Origin of the sequence: Erysipelatoclostridium sp. An173, assembly GCF_963931465.1 — a bacterium.
In the GTDB taxonomy this organism is placed as follows: Bacteria; Bacillota_I; Bacilli_A; order Erysipelotrichales; family Coprobacillaceae; genus Thomasclavelia; species Thomasclavelia merdavium.
Genome location: NZ_OZ007017.1, coordinates 2,095,726 through 2,112,215 on the forward strand (window position 1 = coordinate 2,095,726; position 16,490 = coordinate 2,112,215).

At 28.6% G+C, this 16,490-nt stretch carries 16 protein-coding genes; 4 read left to right on the top strand and 12 right to left on the bottom strand.

Features of this window, described 5'->3' with window-relative positions; genetic code table 11:
* Window positions 1-9 precede the first annotated feature (9 nt).
* The 6 genes from ABGT36_RS10495 to ABGT36_RS10520 form a co-directional block, all read right to left on the bottom strand.
* Window positions 10-1,383, bottom strand: coding sequence for a glycine--tRNA ligase (locus tag ABGT36_RS10495; protein WP_087301895.1), 1,374 nt, complete (start codon window positions 1,381-1,383; stop codon window positions 10-12).
* 144 nt (window positions 1,384-1,527) lie between these two features.
* Window positions 1,528-2,442, bottom strand: coding sequence for an alpha/beta fold hydrolase (locus ABGT36_RS10500; protein WP_346677872.1), 915 nt, complete (start codon window positions 2,440-2,442; stop codon window positions 1,528-1,530).
* Between the two features lie 190 nt (window positions 2,443-2,632).
* A complete protein-coding gene (locus tag ABGT36_RS10505; protein WP_346677874.1) occupies window positions 2,633-3,736 on the bottom strand; it encodes a 5-methyltetrahydropteroyltriglutamate--homocysteine S-methyltransferase in 1,104 nt (367 codons plus the stop codon).
* A 108-nt stretch (window positions 3,737-3,844) separates the two neighbouring features.
* Window positions 3,845-4,552: a MerR family transcriptional regulator gene (locus ABGT36_RS10510; protein ID WP_346677876.1), complete on the bottom strand. Its 708-nt coding sequence runs from the start codon at window positions 4,550-4,552 to the stop codon at window positions 3,845-3,847.
* Window positions 4,553-4,647: 95 nt separating this feature from the next.
* Window positions 4,648-5,247: an HAD family phosphatase gene (locus ABGT36_RS10515; RefSeq protein WP_346677878.1), complete on the bottom strand. Its 600-nt coding sequence runs from the start codon at window positions 5,245-5,247 to the stop codon at window positions 4,648-4,650.
* Window positions 5,240-6,421 (bottom strand): PLP-dependent aminotransferase family protein, encoded by a 1,182-nt coding sequence (locus ABGT36_RS10520; RefSeq protein WP_087301905.1) that lies wholly within the window; start codon window positions 6,419-6,421, stop codon window positions 5,240-5,242. Before ABGT36_RS10520 ends, ABGT36_RS10515 begins: the two co-directional genes overlap by 8 nt.
* A gap of 102 nt (window positions 6,422-6,523) precedes the next feature.
* Here ABGT36_RS10520 and ABGT36_RS10525 point away from each other — a divergent pair, with 102 nt between their 5' ends.
* Window positions 6,524-6,859: a hypothetical protein gene (locus tag ABGT36_RS10525; RefSeq protein WP_087301907.1), complete on the top strand. Its 336-nt coding sequence runs from the start codon at window positions 6,524-6,526 to the stop codon at window positions 6,857-6,859.
* A gap of 38 nt (window positions 6,860-6,897) precedes the next feature.
* Here the strand turns inward: ABGT36_RS10525 and ABGT36_RS10530 are convergent, their stop codons facing one another.
* From ABGT36_RS10530 to ABGT36_RS10555, 6 genes are all read right to left on the bottom strand, one after another.
* A complete protein-coding gene (locus ABGT36_RS10530; RefSeq protein ID WP_346677880.1) occupies window positions 6,898-7,515 on the bottom strand; it encodes a hypothetical protein in 618 nt (205 codons plus the stop codon).
* Between the two features lie 225 nt (window positions 7,516-7,740).
* Window positions 7,741-8,046, bottom strand: a complete 306-nt coding sequence (trxA, locus tag ABGT36_RS10535) for a thioredoxin (RefSeq protein WP_087301911.1) — start codon at window positions 8,044-8,046, stop codon at window positions 7,741-7,743.
* A 47-nt stretch (window positions 8,047-8,093) separates the two neighbouring features.
* A complete protein-coding gene (locus ABGT36_RS10540; protein ID WP_346677882.1) occupies window positions 8,094-9,656 on the bottom strand; it encodes a hypothetical protein in 1,563 nt (520 codons plus the stop codon).
* Complete coding sequence (locus ABGT36_RS10545) at window positions 9,649-11,541, bottom strand: ABC transporter permease (protein WP_346677883.1); 1,893 nt, start codon at window positions 11,539-11,541, stop codon at window positions 9,649-9,651. Before ABGT36_RS10545 ends, ABGT36_RS10540 begins: the two co-directional genes overlap by 8 nt.
* Window positions 11,513-12,415 carry an ABC transporter ATP-binding protein gene (locus tag ABGT36_RS10550; RefSeq protein WP_087301257.1) on the bottom strand — a complete coding sequence of 301 codons (903 nt, stop codon included), beginning with the start codon at window positions 12,413-12,415 and terminating at the stop codon, window positions 11,513-11,515. The genes ABGT36_RS10545 and ABGT36_RS10550 overlap by 29 nt, the downstream gene beginning before the upstream one ends.
* Window positions 12,416-12,417: 2 nt before the next feature.
* On the bottom strand, window positions 12,418-12,780 hold the full coding sequence (locus tag ABGT36_RS10555; protein WP_087301259.1) for a GntR family transcriptional regulator: 363 nt from the start codon (window positions 12,778-12,780) through the stop codon (window positions 12,418-12,420).
* A 178-nt stretch (window positions 12,781-12,958) separates the two neighbouring features.
* Here ABGT36_RS10555 and ABGT36_RS10560 point away from each other — a divergent pair, with 178 nt between their 5' ends.
* The 3 genes from ABGT36_RS10560 to ABGT36_RS10570 all read left to right on the top strand — a co-directional run bounded on the left by ABGT36_RS10560 (window position 12,959) and on the right by ABGT36_RS10570 (window position 16,485).
* Window positions 12,959-13,825 carry a DegV family protein gene (locus ABGT36_RS10560; protein WP_087370704.1) on the top strand — a complete coding sequence of 289 codons (867 nt, stop codon included), beginning with the start codon at window positions 12,959-12,961 and terminating at the stop codon, window positions 13,823-13,825.
* Between the two features lie 81 nt (window positions 13,826-13,906).
* Window positions 13,907-15,667 (top strand): ribonuclease J1, encoded by a 1,761-nt coding sequence (locus tag ABGT36_RS10565; RefSeq protein ID WP_087301263.1) that lies wholly within the window; start codon window positions 13,907-13,909, stop codon window positions 15,665-15,667.
* On the top strand, window positions 15,667-16,485 hold the full coding sequence (locus ABGT36_RS10570; protein ID WP_300079847.1) for a metallophosphoesterase: 819 nt from the start codon (window positions 15,667-15,669) through the stop codon (window positions 16,483-16,485). Before ABGT36_RS10565 ends, ABGT36_RS10570 begins: the two co-directional genes overlap by 1 nt.
* Window positions 16,486-16,490: the final 5 nt, after the last annotated feature.

Sequence of the window (16,490 nt, forward strand, 5' to 3'; positions counted from 1 at the left end):
AGCTCCTTATTAAAAGATTAATTTTTTATTTAAATAATCAACTAATTCATCAATTGGTAAACGAATTTGTTCCATTGTATCACGATCACGAACTGTTACAGTATTATCATTTACTGAATCAAAGTCAACAGTAATACAATAAGGTGTACCAATAGCGTCTTGACGACGATAACGTTTTCCAATTTGTCCAGCGACATCAAATTCACAATTAAAATATTTTGATAATAAATTATATACTTCTGTTGCTTTATCACTTTGTTTTTTAGTCAGTGGTAAAATTGCTGCTTTAAATGGTGCTACACAAGGATGTAAATGCATTACTGTTCTTGTATCGCCACCTTCTAACTCTTCTTCTTCATAACTATCACAAAGTACTGATAAGAATAAACGATCAGCACCAACAGAAGGTTCAATTACATATGGAACATATTTTTCATTTGTTGTTGGATCTAAATATTCCATTGATTTATTTGAATAATTTTGATGTTGTGTTAAATCGTAATCAGTACGATCAGCGATTCCCCATAATTCACCCCAACCAAATGGGAAATTATATTCAACATCGCAAGTTGCTTTTGAATAGAAAGATAATTCTTCCTTTTCATGATCTCTAAAACGTAAATTTTCTTCTTTTAATCCTAAATCAAATAAGAATTTTTGACAATATTCTTTCCAATATTCAAACCATTCTAAGTCAGTATCTGGTTTACAGAAAAATTCCAATTCCATTTGTTCAAATTCACGAGTTCTAAAAATAAAGTTACCTGGTGTAATTTCATTTCTAAATGCTTTTCCAATTTGTCCAATTCCAAAAGGAACTTTTTTACGTGTTGTTCTTTGAATATTTTTGAAGTTTACAAAAATCCCTTGAGCAGTTTCTGGTCTTAAGTAAACTACTGATTTATCATCTTCAACAACACCCATTCTTGTTTCAAACATTAATTTAAATTGACGAACGTCAGTAAAATTACTTTTACCACAATTAGGACAAACGATATTGTGATCTTTAATATATTGAACTGTTTGTTCACTTGTCCATCCTTCACTATGAACGTTTGGATCATAAGCTTCAATTAATTTATCAGCACGGTGTCTTGTTTTACATTCTTTACAATCGATTAAAGGATCTGAAAAGCTGCTTACATGTCCACTTGCTTCCCATACTTTAGGGTTCATAAAAATTGCAGAATCTAATCCAACATTATATGGTGATTGTTGAATAAAACGTTTCCACCATAATTGTTTAATATTGTTTTTCATTTCCACACCAACAGGACCATAATCCCAAGTATTTGCAAGACCATCATAGATTTGTGAACCTTGGTAAACAAATCCCATTGTTTTTGCGTGATTTACTAATTTTTCCATATCTTTAGCTGCCATAAATTACTCCTTTTTCTTGATATAAACAATGAATGACTTGAACACAGTCAAGTCAAATAAAGGCAATAAGCTGTTTAATATCTTTTTTTCGTGCACATATAAAATACCCTTATAGTGGTTATTTGTCAACCAACTATAAGGGTTCTAAATGAAGGTACGATTATTCAACCAGTCTAAAATATCCTGGTATATTTCTAAACGTTGTTTATCATGTAATAAATCATTATGACTATCATTATAAAGTTTTAAAGTTATATCTTTTTGTCCTTGAGCCTTTAAATTATCATATAACCATTTAGGTCCAATCCCAAAATCACCGAAAGGATCTTTAGCTCCAGAAAGAATTAAAATAGAAACATAGTTAGGTATTTTTTTTATATTTTGATTAAGTGATACTTCACGTATCAATTCTAACACTTCATTATAAGCATTATTTGTATATGTAAAATCTGTAAATGGATCTTCTAGATACTGAGCCATTTCCCGATTATCCCCAGTTTGATAATAACTATCTTTATCATGTGAAAACAGCTTATTGATAACATTTTTACGAACTGTTTTTGAGCGATGCATTGATCCTTTAAATAATACATCACCTTTAATAATCAATTTTTTTAATTTAATAAAATGCTGTTTACCACAAGTTCCCAATAATATAGCCCCTTGAACAAAATCCCCATAATTAGCTAGATATTGTCTTAAAACCAGCGATCCCAATTGATTACCAATCATAAAATATGGTAAATCCGGATATCTAGCTGCCATAATATTTCGTAACCGATGCATATCTTCTACTAATGTCTTGGTAGCATCGCCAATTCCAAAATAACCTTGTTCATAATTAAACAATGAAGTTCCATGTCCTGGAAAATCACTTACAACTACCACAAAACCTTCATGTGCCAAATATTCAGCAAAACGCTCATATCGTCCCGAATGCTCAGACATGGCATGATGAATCTGGACCACAGCTTTATAGCGAATCATTACAGTTGGCAAATAAACATCAAATTTTACATGTGTTGCCGTCGATGAAGAATATCGTTCTGTAGATTTCATGCCAATATTTCCCCCCTCATTTATTTTACTATATTGTTATATTATATACATAATTTGTAAAAAAATAAACAAAATCCACAAAACTTAACAAAATAACTGCTAAAAAATGACGATTTAACCATATTTTTTTAATAAACCTTCAAATTTAGTATTTATAAACCAAAAAAGCTCTTGGATTTCCAAAAGCTTTTTATAAAAAATCTTTACAAGAAACTAGTAAATCTATTTTTTGCCATTGAACTTCTTCATCAATACAATTTCCCTCTTCTACTGAAGCAAAACCGCATTGTGGCGATAAAGCAATATTATCACCAACTACTTTTTTAGCTTGTAAATAACGTTTTTTAATTTCATCATGGCTTTCTAAAACAGGATTTTTAGTAGATATTAAACCAGCTACAAATGTTTTATCACTACCTTTTAATATTGACCATGGTTCAAAAGAGCCAGAGCGTTCATCATCATATTCAACAAAAAAGCCATCATAAGGGATTTGACAAATAATTGGTGCTATTGAATCATATAATCCGGCAAACAATGGATAGCCCTTAAAATTACCTTTACAAAAATGATTAGCGATAATCATATCCTTAGGTTTATTTTCTAACGCTTTAGTAGAAACAGTTTTAAACCATTGTAAAACTTCTTCTTTTTGATAACCTAAATCACTAACTTTTTTACAAAAATCTGCATCGATCATATAAGTCCATGATGTATCATCAATTTGTAAATAACGACAACCATGATCATAGAAATCCTTGATCGCTTCTTGATAAGCAAGAGCAATATCATCGATCAAAGCATTTAAATCTGTTCCATAATAAGGAATTTCTTTTAACCCAAGTTGTAAAAAATGATCTACTAAAATCATATTAGGACCTGAGATACATTTTTTAGCTTCAACCCCAGGATACTTTTTAACTAAATTATATAAAAAATCCCACGCCTGTATTTCTGGATGGTTTGTACTACGATCATAACTTATTTTTCCACAAACCATTCCTAATTCAATCTTATTTACTTGACCATTACGCTCTTTTTCTAAATGTTTAGTCGTAAAACCATCAAATTCTTTTAACCAGTCTAAATGCCACCAGCGACGTCTAAATTCACCATCAGTAACAATTTTTAATCCATGTTCTACTTCTTTTGCTACTAATTTTTCAATTTCTTGATCTTCAACTTCTCTTAACTCTTCAATACTAATTTTACCATCAAAGTATTTTTTACGTGCTTCTTTTATCTCTTGTGGTCTTAAAAAAGACCCAACAATATCATATTTAATCTTTAACATTTTTCTACCACCTTTTTTCTAAAAAAATGGTATCGTTTTTTTAGAAAATTGTAAAATATTAAAAATATGAGCTTTGCTATAGCTTTAAACTATAACAACTTTTTAAAATCAATCTCGATAAGTTTCTTTCATCCAAGCCTTTTGCTTACAACTAGGACACTTTAAATATTTTCCTTTTTTCCCATTATTAAAACTAAATAAGCCCTTAATCCATGAAATAGTAAATTTATGATGACAAAAAGGACATACATACGCACTATTTATAGCATGAAAATATACTAAAAATAACAAAAAGCCAACATTAATAACTAACACTAAAATAAACCACTCTCTAGCTATTAAACTACTTAAAAGTATACTAACAAAAAGCATTAATACATACCCAATTAAAAATAAGTTAGTTAATTTACCTTTACTATTAAAATAATCTTTTTTAATCATTAAATCATTTAAATCCTTATCGCTTAAAACTGGCATAGTAGACTCATTTTCAATTTCCGATAATAGAATATTAATCTTTTTATTTTTTCTATTCATATCATTAATCTGGTCATCTAATTCATTTTTCTTTTTTATTAATAATTCCCGTAATAACAATGCTGGTTCTTTTGTCTGTAATAATTTTTTTATTTCTTTTAACGATAGTCCTAAATTCTTATATAAACAAACTAACTGAAATATTTGTAACTGTTCATCACTATAATATCTTCTATTTTCCACAATATTAGTCGGTTTAATTAAATCAATCTTATCATAGTATTGTACTGTCCTAACTGTAAGGTTACATAATTTAGCAATTTCACCACTTGTATACATTATCATCATCCCTTTCGCTATTAATAATTATAATCGATTACCTTAGGTAACAAGCAAGAAAAAAAGAGAAATCGATGATGATTTCTCAATTATAATCAAAAATTTAACTTCATTTCATCAATTAAATACTTTTCTAGTTTACAAACATCACCGTCATAACAATATCCAGCTATTCCAGCTTGTTTAGCGCCATCAATGTTAGCTTTAACATCATCGATAAAAACTGATTCTTCAGCTTTTAAATGAAACTCATTTAAAAAATCCTGGTAAATTTTAATATCCGGCTTCATTAATAGATGTTTAGCGGAAATATAAAATCCATCAAAGTATTTAAAAGCCTCTACTCTTTGACTATATTCATCAAACTGTTTGTTACAGTTAGATAATAAGTAAATTTGATAATTATTATTATTTAGTCTTTTTAACAATGGTATGATTTCTATAAAAGGTTCAAAATAATCATACCAATGATATAAAGCATATTTTAATAATTCACGATGCTTTGAGCTAAAACTAGCAACCGTTTCTTCAAGACTAATTTTACCTTCATCAAGTAAAGCCCATTGTTTAGAAGCAAATAATTCATTAATAATAATTTCTTTTTCCTTTTCATTATTGCTTAGTTTTTCAGCAATATATTGAGGATCCCAGCGCAATATTACATTCCCCATATCAAAAACAACATTTTTAATCATGCATCAATTCTCCTAATATTGCCACTCCTTTAACAATATCTTCATCACTTGGCATTGAAAAATTCATTCTAAAAGATTGACATGGTTTACTATCATCATCATAAAAAGCATTACCTGGTACAACAGCTACTTTACGTTCAATCGCTTTTTGAACAAATTCAAGCATATCAATTCTTTCAGGTAAAGTAACCCAAATAAACATCCCACCATCTGGTTTAGTCCATTTACAATCCTTACTAAAATGCTTTTCAATTTCATCGAGCATCAAATGACATTTTCGATCATACACTGCTTGTAATTGTTTTAAATGGGCATCCATATCAGTTTCTTGTAAAAAACGTGCCATTACACTTTGCGCCCAGGCATTTGTATGAACATCATTAGTCTGTTTAGCGATAGTACACTTAGCTAGTAAATCTTTATGTCCAACCATGATAGCTACACGCATTCCTGGTGAAATAATTTTAGAAAAACTTACTGCATAAATAACTAATCCTTCATCATCTAAAGATTTAATTGAAGGAATCGCTTCATTTTTAAATCGTAAATCACCATAAGGATTATCTTCTAATATTGCTACTTGATATTTTTTGGCTAAAGCATAAATAGCTTTTCTTTTAGCTAATGAAGTAGTAATTCCTGTTGGGTTTTGAAAATTAGGAATTAAATAAATTAATTTTGGTTTCTTTTCACCGCTTAAAACTGCTTCTAATTTTTCAAGATTAATTCCATCATCTTCCATTTCAATTCCTACTAATTTAGCACCATTGCTTTTAAAAGAATTTAAAGCACCTAAAAAACTAGGATTTTCACAAACTACTAAGTCACCTTCGTTACACAAACATTTTGTCACAAAATCCATAATTTGTTGTGAACCAGAAGTAACCATAACTTCATCATAGTCATTAACAATTTTTTCATTTCGTGACAAAAACTTGATTGCAGCATCTTTAAAACTTTGATTTCCTTCAGTAATACCGTACTCTAAAATTGAATTAGGCTGTTTATCGAAAATATCATCACTAATCTCTTTTAATTTACTTACCGGAAAAGTTTCGCTAGCTGGATTACCACCACCAAAACTAATAATTTCTGGATCATTCATTAGTTTTAGTATTTCTCTTACTGCCGAAGCTTTAACCCCACTGATTCGATTTGAAAATTCAAACTTCATATAATTTGGCCCCCTTTAATATATTGTTTATTATAAACTAAATATTTGTTAATGCAAAGAACAAGAAATTAGTTTATAATATTTAAAAAGGAGGGGATCTGTTTGCAAGCACTTTTTTTAGTTCTTCATAAAGTCGAAAAGCTTGATGACTTACTATGCGCACTACAAGATAATGGTATTAGCGGGGGAACAATTATTGATAGTAAAGGGATGTTAAACACATTAAAAAGTAATGATAGCTTTATTATTGAATCTTTACGGATCTTTTTAGAAGATCCTCGTGAAAGCAGCAAAACTCTTTTTTTCATTTTAGATAAAAAAGATGTCGAAAAAGCCCGTAAAGTTATCGATGAAACTTTAGGTGGTATTAATAATCCAAATACTGGTATTATGTTTGGCATCGATTTAACTTTTGTCGATGGTTTAAATGGCAAATAATATTATTTAAAAAAGATTCGAATAATTCGAATCTTTTTTTACCACTGTAACATTATCATATAACTTTCTGTTGAAACTAAAGCTTTTTGATAGTCATCTAAATTTACCATCTTTTCTTTTTTACCGTCAATAGAAGCAATATATACACTATTATATTCACTTTCTAGTAATAGAGATTGTTGATAATAACTCAATTGGCCATTTACAATCTGATATGTTTTTTTACCATCTTGATTTTGATATTCAACTATATCACCTGTTAAAACTAAAATATATGCTTCATGACTAGGCTTTTGACTACTATGATTAAGTAAAGGAGCATCTTCACCAGGTGGCAATAACTGCATTACTTTATTGAAACTTTGATTTCTTGCTATTTTATAACCAAGAACTTTTTCACCCTTTTCAATTCTCATAATTACTTCCTGATAACTCTCTAGGTAATTTCTTTCATTTACCAGTTCTAACAGTTCAACTTTTAAAACCTGATTTTCAGCTACAACATTACTAATTTCAGCATTCGTTTCTTCTTTTTTTATAGTATTCTCACTGCTATCTTGATTAAAAATAACAAGTAATAATAAAGCTACAACCAAAACAGCTATTACAATTGCAAAAAAGCCCCGTTTTGTTAATCTAAGTGTTTTTCCAGCCATGACATTCACCTCGATTAAATTATAACATAATAATTGACGTTTTTCTTATTGTTTAATAATTAGTCATAATTAAAAAGAATATATTTACTCAAAAAATTAATATTTTAAAACAAACTACGATTGCACAATATTAACTGTATACATGCTTTTTCTTTTTTATAAAAAATAGAAAAGGAACATCATGTAATGTCCCCTTATCTACTTGAAATATTTAAATTTTTCAAATTATAAAACTTTTTCTAGATGATTAACAATTTCACCTTCAGGAACAAAACCTGTAATTTGATCAACAGCTTTTCCATCTTTAAAAATAATTAAGTTAGGAATAGCTTGCACCCCATATCTTCTAGCAATATCACTAGAATTATCAACATTTAGCTTATAAAAAGAAACATTTGTCATTTTATCGGCTAACCCTTCAATTACAGGGGCTAACATTTTACATGGTCCACACCAGTCAGCATAAAAATCAACTAGAACAACTCCACTAGCAATTGCATTATCAAATTCATTACTTTCTAATATTTTCATTTATTATCACCTCACTTACATTATCCCTATTTATAAAATAATTACAACTAATTTGCTTTAATTTTATTATATTCCTGAATTGTTCGATCTAATGGATCGTTATAACTGTATGAAATCAAGTCAATTGCCTTATCTTCAGGATCATATCCAAAATATATACTACTAGGACTACTCTTTTCTACTTCATTTAATAAACTATGGTCATTTTCAAAAGCCTGTAGCTGTTGAATTAAAATATTTTTGAATAACTCAATATCTTCACTATTAATAATTTGTTCATCAATATTTTCAGATTCATCAGCAAAATCAATTTGATAAATAACATCAAGCATATCTACTAATTGATAATAATCATAATACCAGACACGAATTATTTCCTGATTAAACTTTTCAACGATTGCTTGGTAATCATTATAATTAAGCCAATAATTACGCACTATTTGTCTTCCATTTTTTAACTGATAAACAATTCCAATCTCATAATCACCATAACTGCATTTGGTATCTAAAATTTCCTGATGAATTTCAACGACAGTATCAATCATATTTTTATCTTTTAAATAAGCATTTTTATTTAAAAGATTCTTACTTAAAGCAAACTGTATATCATGATTGATCGTAACCGATTCAATATTACCTGGAATATAATCTTCAATAAAACTTTTACCCCCAAGAAATAATCCCAAAGTTATAATAGAAATAATACTAGCCTGTAATATATTTGCTTTATATTTTATTTTCTTTGTATAAATATATTGTATTAAAAAGACAGTCATGAAAGTAGCAATTATACTAATTGCAAATAACACACTTATCGACATAGAGGAAACATCTGTTAATCCCGTGAACATCCAGGAAATAACAACAATTATTACCATTTTAATAATTTGAGCAATTACATTATTAGTAAAACCATGATAATTAGTTAACGAATTTCTTTTTAAACAAGCAAGAAAACCACAAATAGTAAAAGCAAGACTATAGAAAATACAGATCAATATTTCATTTATAGCCACACTTTCAATGCCAGCTTTCATCAATGAATAAATAGGAATCAACAAATCCAAGACCGTATCTGGTAACGCTGTAATAATAATGCCCCTGATAAATGTTTGATAAACCGCAAAGATACAAATAAAGATTATAATTGGTGCTACAAAAACAATGACCTGGAGACAAATATTCATGATTATTGAAGTGGTTAAATAAGCTGTTAAATTACCAAGTGAATAATATATCCCAATAATCATAAGTAAAATAATCAAAACATTACCAAAATTATGTAAATCAAATATAAGAGCAATTAGACTATAAAATACAAGTGGCAATAAAAGAACGGTTAATCCACTAAGATATTTGATTATAAATGATTGTTTTTTAGTAATTGGTAATGATAAATACTGTGAATAATTTCCTGAATCAAATAAATAACGTAAATTAAAAGCTGGAACTATGATTGAAGCAATAAATACTATTGCTTTTAACATCGTAACTGGAAAATCGTCTTGATAAGAAGTATAGTATAAAACCAAATCGAGTAAAATAAAACCACTATAAATAATAAAGACATTTTTTAATTGCTTCAAATCATTTTTATATAAGTTATTCATCCAATTCACCTGCCTCGATTGAAGTTACGGCAAAGGTATCTCCATTTTTTTCTGCTGTATATTTTACAACTATAGAGTGTTCTTCATCACTTCGAGTAACAACGTTGTATAAACTACTATAAATTACCTGAGTATCAGAAAATTCCTCTAAACCAAAATCATATTCAGTTTCTGTATTTAAATAATATAAACTGATTTTTTCACCAACAACATTTTCTAAAACTGCTTGGAACTGTGGAGCATAACTAGTACTAGCAATTTCTGATGTCAAATCGTATAAATATGTATTAGCTTCACCGACAAAAATACTACGTTTTAAAAATGCCTCATCCTTAATAATATCAAAAAGCTGATCATCTAATGGAATAATCCACTTATCATGACTACCATAAAATTCAATAAAGTCTTTTTCTATTAAATCTTTTGGTACAATTTTTTGATTATTGATAGAAGCCATTAATTTATTGATATCATCTTGATTAAAATAAAAATTTATCCCATGATATTCATCAAAATTTATATACGTTGATACATATTTTTCATCCACAAGATCATCATATTCAAAAAGCTCATCAAAATACTTGTTTCCTTCATTTTCAAAAAAATCAACGATTAAATCACTATCAGCAAATAGATCATAACTTACATTATCATTATAAATATGCAAATACATTCGTTCTTTTTGTTTTTCAAAATACTCATCAACATATACCTTATTACGATGTTTACTTAAATAATCTTGAACGTCTCTAACCATTTCAGTATCTAATTCCAATGAGTAATTATAATCGCTAAGATAAATATTATTAATACTGCCTAAAAGATTTTCTTCATTTTTATAAAAATTAAGATATCTTTCATTAACAATCAAGTAATTTAATCCAAATACCATTGCAATAACCGGGATATAGATCGCTAAATTACGATAAATATGATTTCCTTTAAAAATAACCTCTACTATTAAAGATACTAGAATACCAATAATCATATAGATTAAAAACATCATCAATATTCCAGATATTCCATAGTTAAGATCAAATTTAGTCGCTATTAGAATCAAACAAAAAAACAATATCGTTCCAACAATAATCAATCCCATTTTTAAAAAGATACTAATTTTAAAGAATACTAGCGGTTCACCAACATATTCATTTTCACGATGTTTATAAACATAATAACTAAGTATTAATAACAAAACAGCTGTTAAAAAATGTATTAAAAGGTAATGGCTGCCATTTTGAATAAAACCAATTCCTGCAGCTAAAGGTATCATCATAAAATAATACCAGGAATCAACACTTTCGATAGTCATCGGTACTAATCTAGGGCTAATATAAGTAAAACCGGCAATTAAAATTAACGGCATACAATAAAACATAATACTAAAAGCAACCTGCCCTAATCTTTTTCCAGACATACAACAAACTAAAAAGGTAATGGTATAGTAAATAAATAATAAAATAATTATCGTTAGTAAAAAACGTAAATAAAGATTATTAGGAATATAATCAAGTTTTAAAACAAACATCATTATAACTAACATTATTCCTTCTAATAATAAGGTAACTAAAGCTATTAAATAACCTGCTAAATAATTTGTTAGCCAGACTGTTTTAGTATCTAATGGTAATGAAACAATCAATGCTGATTTATTTTTATCGACCAGATAGCTTTGTAAATAGCAAGGGTAGATGAATGTCAAGATTACAGCACTAAAAGCAAAAACTATTAAACAAATTACATTAAAATCACTGTTGATCACTAACAGCGATAATAAATAAACAGCGGTAAAAATAATTAATGATATTTTAGCTGGGAAAAGATTGTTTTTGATGATTAGTTTTAATAATGAAACATTAACCCATGACTTCCTTAAGTTCATCATACTTTCCTCCTAAAGTATACAAGAAGATATCTTCTAATGATAAAGGTAAAACTTCACTAATAATTGGATGATATTTAGCGACCGTCTTATTAATTTTTTCAATATTTCCAACTATGATCAATGTATGAACTCTTCCCATCATTTGATGTGACAAAACATTTAATTCTTGTTCCAAAGCATACATTTCATCACCATTTTCTAAAACAACCTGTAATTTATGATACCCTTCTTTTAATTTTTCCAATGATTCTCCAAAAACTATTTTCCCTTTACTTATTAAAGCAATATGATCACACATACTATCTAACTCATCTAAATGATGTGAAGAAATAAAAATTGTCATCTCACGTTCACTAACATCTTTTATCAATATATCCCAAATAACTTTACGAATGTGAGGATCTAAACCATCAAATGGTTCATCCATAATCAAATAATCAGGAGTAATAGATAGTGCTAAAATAAACATTACTTGCTTTTTCATTCCTTTTGAAAACTTACTGAAATTTTCCCGTCCTGTATACTTAAACATCTTCATTAATGTTAAATATCGAATTTCATCAAAATTAGGATAAATTCCTTGATACAAAGTTTTTATATCATTAATATTTCTTCCAAAGACATCAAAAAACTCATCAGGAATATATACCATCCTAGCTTTAGCTTCTGGATTTTCATATACACGCATCCCATCTAATTCTACAAAACCAGTATCACCTTGATAAACACCTACTAAGTGACGAATCAAAGTAGTCTTACCAGCACCATTTTCACCAATAATGCCATAAATAGAACCTTTAGGTATATTTAAATTAATATTATTTAAAATTTGTTTATGACCAATTTTTTTCGATAACTCTTTTACAACTAACATTGCTATTCCTCCCATGCTCGCTCTAAAAGCTGACATAATTGTTCAAAAGAAAGATCAACATATTTGCTTTTTACGACGATTTCCTTGATAAGTTCATCAATCTGATTTTTAAAAAGCTCTGTTTGTAATGTCTGCTTACGACTAACAAAACTCCCTTTACCAGGTAAAGAGTGGATAAATCCCTGCTCTTCTAATAAACGATATGCTTTAACAACAGTATTAGGATTTATATGTAATGATGATGAAAGTTCTCTTACAGAAGGTAACTTATCATCAGGGCGTAACAATCCAGTTGTAATATATTTTAATAATTGATGATAAAGCTGTTCATAAATTGGAATATTACTATTATGATCAATTTGCATAAAAAGCCCCTTTCTTTATGATTCTAATTGTAGTATAACAAAGTTACAACTGTATTACAAGAAATAGAACAGTATAGACATATTCAATAATATGTCTATTAATTTTCATAAATCTATTAAATAGTTTGCATTTTTTATGATTTTAAGTAAAATATGGTTTATAGATAGGAGGCTTTTTATGAGTAAAGTTGCAATTATTACCGATAGTAATTCTGGAATAAGCCAAGATGAAGGTAAAAAATTAGGCATTAAAGTTTTACCAATGCCCTTTACTATTGATGGCAAAACATATTATGAAGATATCAACTTAACCCAAGATGAATTTTATGAAAAGCTGATGAATGGTGCTGAAGTATTTACAAGTCAGCCATTAGTTGGTGATGTTAGTAAACTATGGGATGAAGTACTACAAGAATATGATGAAATTGTTCATATTCCAATGTCTAGTGGTTTAAGCGGTTCTTGTCAAACAGCAATCATGTTAGCTAATGAATATGACGGTAAGGTTCAAGTAGTTGATTCTCAAAGAATATCTGTAACTCAAAAATGGGATGTTTTAGATGCTATTGAAATGGCTAAAAATGGTAAATCAGCCAAAGAAATTAAAGAAATTCTCGAAGCTAATAAATTTAATGCTTCTATTTATATTACTGTAAATACATTAGAGTATCTTCGTAAAGGTGGGCGAATTACACCTGCTGTAGCAATTTTAGGTGGGATGATGAAAATCAAACCAATTCTTCAAATCCAAGGCGAAAAATTAGATACTTTTTCAAAAAGTAGAACAATGTCAAAAGCAACTAAGATCATGATTGATGCTATTAAAAAAGACATTGAAGAACGAATCGATCCTGAAGGTCATGGTAAAAATGTTCATTTATGTGTAGCTTATACTTTTGACCGTCAACAAGGATTAGAATTAAAACAAGAATTAGAAGCTCTCTATCATGATTCAATAATTTTTTGCGATCCGTTATCATTAAGTGTTTCATGTCACATTGGACCACATGCATTAGCAATTGCTGCATGTAAAAAGATTATTTAGACAAGAAACTTTGTTTCTTGTCTTTTATTTTATGTTATAATTATTTAATAAAGAAGACAAAATAAAACAAGGAGGAAATTTATGCAAGAAAGGCCAAAGACATATAATAAACAAACTGGCAAATCACAGATAAGAAAAAAGAACTATTCTAAAAAAAACAATAATCAAAAAACAAATAATAACATCGATACTAAAGTATTTGCGTTAGGTGGCTTAAATGAAATTGGAAAAAACACCTACTGCTTTGAACATGATAATGAAATTTTTATTGTTGATGCTGGGGTTAAATTTGCAGAAGAAGGCTTACCAGGAATCGATTATGTTATTCCTGACTACACTTATTTAAAAAGAAATGAAAAGAAAATTCGTGGTTTATTAATAACTCATGGTCACGAAGATCATATTGGTGGTATTCCTTTTTTACTACAAATAGTAAAAATACCATTTATCTATGCAACTCCTTTAGCTAGTGCAATGATAAAAAGAAAACTTGAAGAACGACGTTTGACTAATGCAACTAAGATAATTGAAATTGATGATGAATATCAAATTCATTCACGTTATTTTAATATTGGTTTTTTCAAAACCAATCACTCAATTCCTGAATCATTAGGAATCATTATTAATACACCAAATGGACGAATTATTGAAACTGGTGATTTTAAATTTGACTTATCACCTGTAGGTGATCCTGCTGATTATCAAAAAATGTCATTTTTAGGAGAAACAGGTGTAACCTTATTAATGAGTGATTCGACAAATGCTGAAGTACCAACTTTTTCGATCAGTGAAAAAATAGTTGCTAACAGTGTTCAAGAAGAATTTAGAAAAACTGAGGGGCGTTTGATTGTAGCAACTTTTGCCTCTAACGTTCATCGAGTTCAACAAATTGTTGAAGCAGCTGTAAAATTTAATCGTAAAATTTTAGTTTATGGACGTTCTATGGAAAATAATATTCAAGTATCTAGAGCAATGGGATACATTAAATGTCCTGATCGTTTTTTCATAAAAAATGATCAAGCTAAAAAATTACCTGATAATGAAATTTTAATATTATGTACCGGTTCCCAAGGTGAAGCCTTGGCTGCCTTAAGTCGAATTGCCAATGGAACTCATAAATTTGTTAAAATCAAACCTGGTGATACTGTAGTATTTTCATCAAATCCGATCCCTGGTAATGCCTATAGCGTAAATGTCGTTGTTAATAAACTATTTAGAGCTGGTGCTCGAGTTTTAACTAATACGGCTTTTAATAATTTACATACTTCAGGGCATGCTTCACAAGAAGAACAGAAATTGATGATGCTACTTACAAAACCAAAATACTTTTTCCCAGTTCATGGTGAATATCGAATGTTAAAAATTCATGCTGAATTATCACAAGATGTTGGTATTCCACCAGAAAATACTTTTGTTTTATCAAACGGGGATACTATATTATTAAACAATGGAACAGCACGTTTAGGTCCAAGAATTCATGTTGAAGATATTTATGTTGATGGTAATGATATTAGCGGTTTATCAACTGCTGTATTACGAGATCGTCAGATTTTATCTGAAGATGGTATGGTTTCAATCTTGATTAGCATGGATTCTCGTAGTGGCAAATTATTAAGTCGACCAGTTATTATTTCTCGTGGTTTTGTTTATATGAAAGATAGTTTTAAAATGATCAGGGAAGCTGAACACCTAGTTGAAGTCAATTTATCAAAATTATTACAAGGCAAAACTACTTTTGGAGAAATTAAAAATACTACCCGCGATATTTTATCTTCTTATTTTTATCGTAAAACCAAACGTAATCCAATGATTATTCCAGTAATCATGAATAAAAAGGTATGATGAAAAAAAAGATTAGAATAATTAAAGTATTAATTTTAGTAATTATTATTCTCTTGGCTGGATTTACATATTATTACAGTCATTCTATTGCCCCTGAGGGCTATAAAATTCAAGAATCAACTATTACTAATGATAGTTTACCTGAAGAATTTAATAATTTTAAAATTGGTTTTATAAGTGATATTAATCTTGAAGATAGTAGTGATATTGAACGATTAGGAGAAATTGTGGCTTCGCTTAATGATCAAAATGTTGATATGGTGATATTTGGTGGTGATTTATTCCAAAGTAGTGCTTTTGAAACTGAAAAAGTAATCAGTACTTTATCAAACATTAATTCTAAATTCGGTAAATTTGCGGTTTTAGGTGAAAAAGATTTAACAATTGCTACTGATGTTACCGCCATATTAAATGAAGGTGGTTTTGAAGTTCTTCACAATGAATATCGACCAATCTATTACAAAAATGCTTCGATTAGCTTATTTGGTTTAGAAAGCAATGGTGATATTAGCGGTCTATTAAACGATAACAACAAAGATAGCTATAAACTAGCTGTCGTTCATGAACCAGATTATTTTACAACAACTGCTAAAAGCGCTATTGCATTACAGCTATCAGGACATACTATGGGCGGTTATATTCGATTACCAATAATTGGTGGTTTGTTTACTAAAACAAATGGATCTACTTATGTAAGTGGTCGACATACTATCGATGATAGTGAACTAATTATTTCTAATGGTTTAGGAATGGAAAATGGTTATGAATATCGTTTATTTTGTCCTAATCAAATTAATATTGTTACATTAAAAAAATAACGAAA

What these genes read in the sequence shown, in the direction of transcription:
- ABGT36_RS10495 (WP_087301895.1), bottom strand. Translation starts at nt 1,383, where the DNA reads ATGGCAGCTAAAGATATGGAAAAATTAGTAAATCACGCAAAAACAATG.
- ABGT36_RS10500 (WP_346677872.1), bottom strand. Translation starts at nt 2,442, where the DNA reads ATGAAATCTACAGAACGATATTCTTCATCGACGGCAACACATGTAAAA.
- ABGT36_RS10505 (WP_346677874.1), bottom strand. Translation starts at nt 3,736, where the DNA reads ATGTTAAAGATTAAATATGATATTGTTGGGTCTTTTTTAAGACCACAA.
- ABGT36_RS10510 (WP_346677876.1), bottom strand. Translation starts at nt 4,552, where the DNA reads ATGTATACAAGTGGTGAAATTGCTAAATTATGTAACCTTACAGTTAGG.
- ABGT36_RS10515 (WP_346677878.1), bottom strand. Translation starts at nt 5,247, where the DNA reads ATGATTAAAAATGTTGTTTTTGATATGGGGAATGTAATATTGCGCTGG.
- ABGT36_RS10520 (WP_087301905.1), bottom strand. Translation starts at nt 6,421, where the DNA reads ATGAAGTTTGAATTTTCAAATCGAATCAGTGGGGTTAAAGCTTCGGCA.
- ABGT36_RS10530 (WP_346677880.1), bottom strand. Translation starts at nt 7,515, where the DNA reads ATGGCTGGAAAAACACTTAGATTAACAAAACGGGGCTTTTTTGCAATT.
- trxA (WP_087301911.1), bottom strand. Translation starts at nt 8,046, where the DNA reads ATGAAAATATTAGAAAGTAATGAATTTGATAATGCAATTGCTAGTGGA.
- ABGT36_RS10540 (WP_346677882.1), bottom strand. Translation starts at nt 9,656, where the DNA reads ATGAATAACTTATATAAAAATGATTTGAAGCAATTAAAAAATGTCTTT.
- ABGT36_RS10545 (WP_346677883.1), bottom strand. Translation starts at nt 11,541, where the DNA reads ATGATGAACTTAAGGAAGTCATGGGTTAATGTTTCATTATTAAAACTA.
- ABGT36_RS10550 (WP_087301257.1), bottom strand. Translation starts at nt 12,415, where the DNA reads ATGTTAGTTGTAAAAGAGTTATCGAAAAAAATTGGTCATAAACAAATT.
- ABGT36_RS10555 (WP_087301259.1), bottom strand. Translation starts at nt 12,780, where the DNA reads ATGCAAATTGATCATAATAGTAATATTCCAATTTATGAACAGCTTTAT.
- ABGT36_RS10560 (WP_087370704.1), top strand. Translation starts at nt 12,959, where the DNA reads ATGAGTAAAGTTGCAATTATTACCGATAGTAATTCTGGAATAAGCCAA.
- ABGT36_RS10565 (WP_087301263.1), top strand. Translation starts at nt 13,907, where the DNA reads ATGCAAGAAAGGCCAAAGACATATAATAAACAAACTGGCAAATCACAG.
- ABGT36_RS10570 (WP_300079847.1), top strand. Translation starts at nt 15,667, where the DNA reads ATGAAAAAAAAGATTAGAATAATTAAAGTATTAATTTTAGTAATTATT.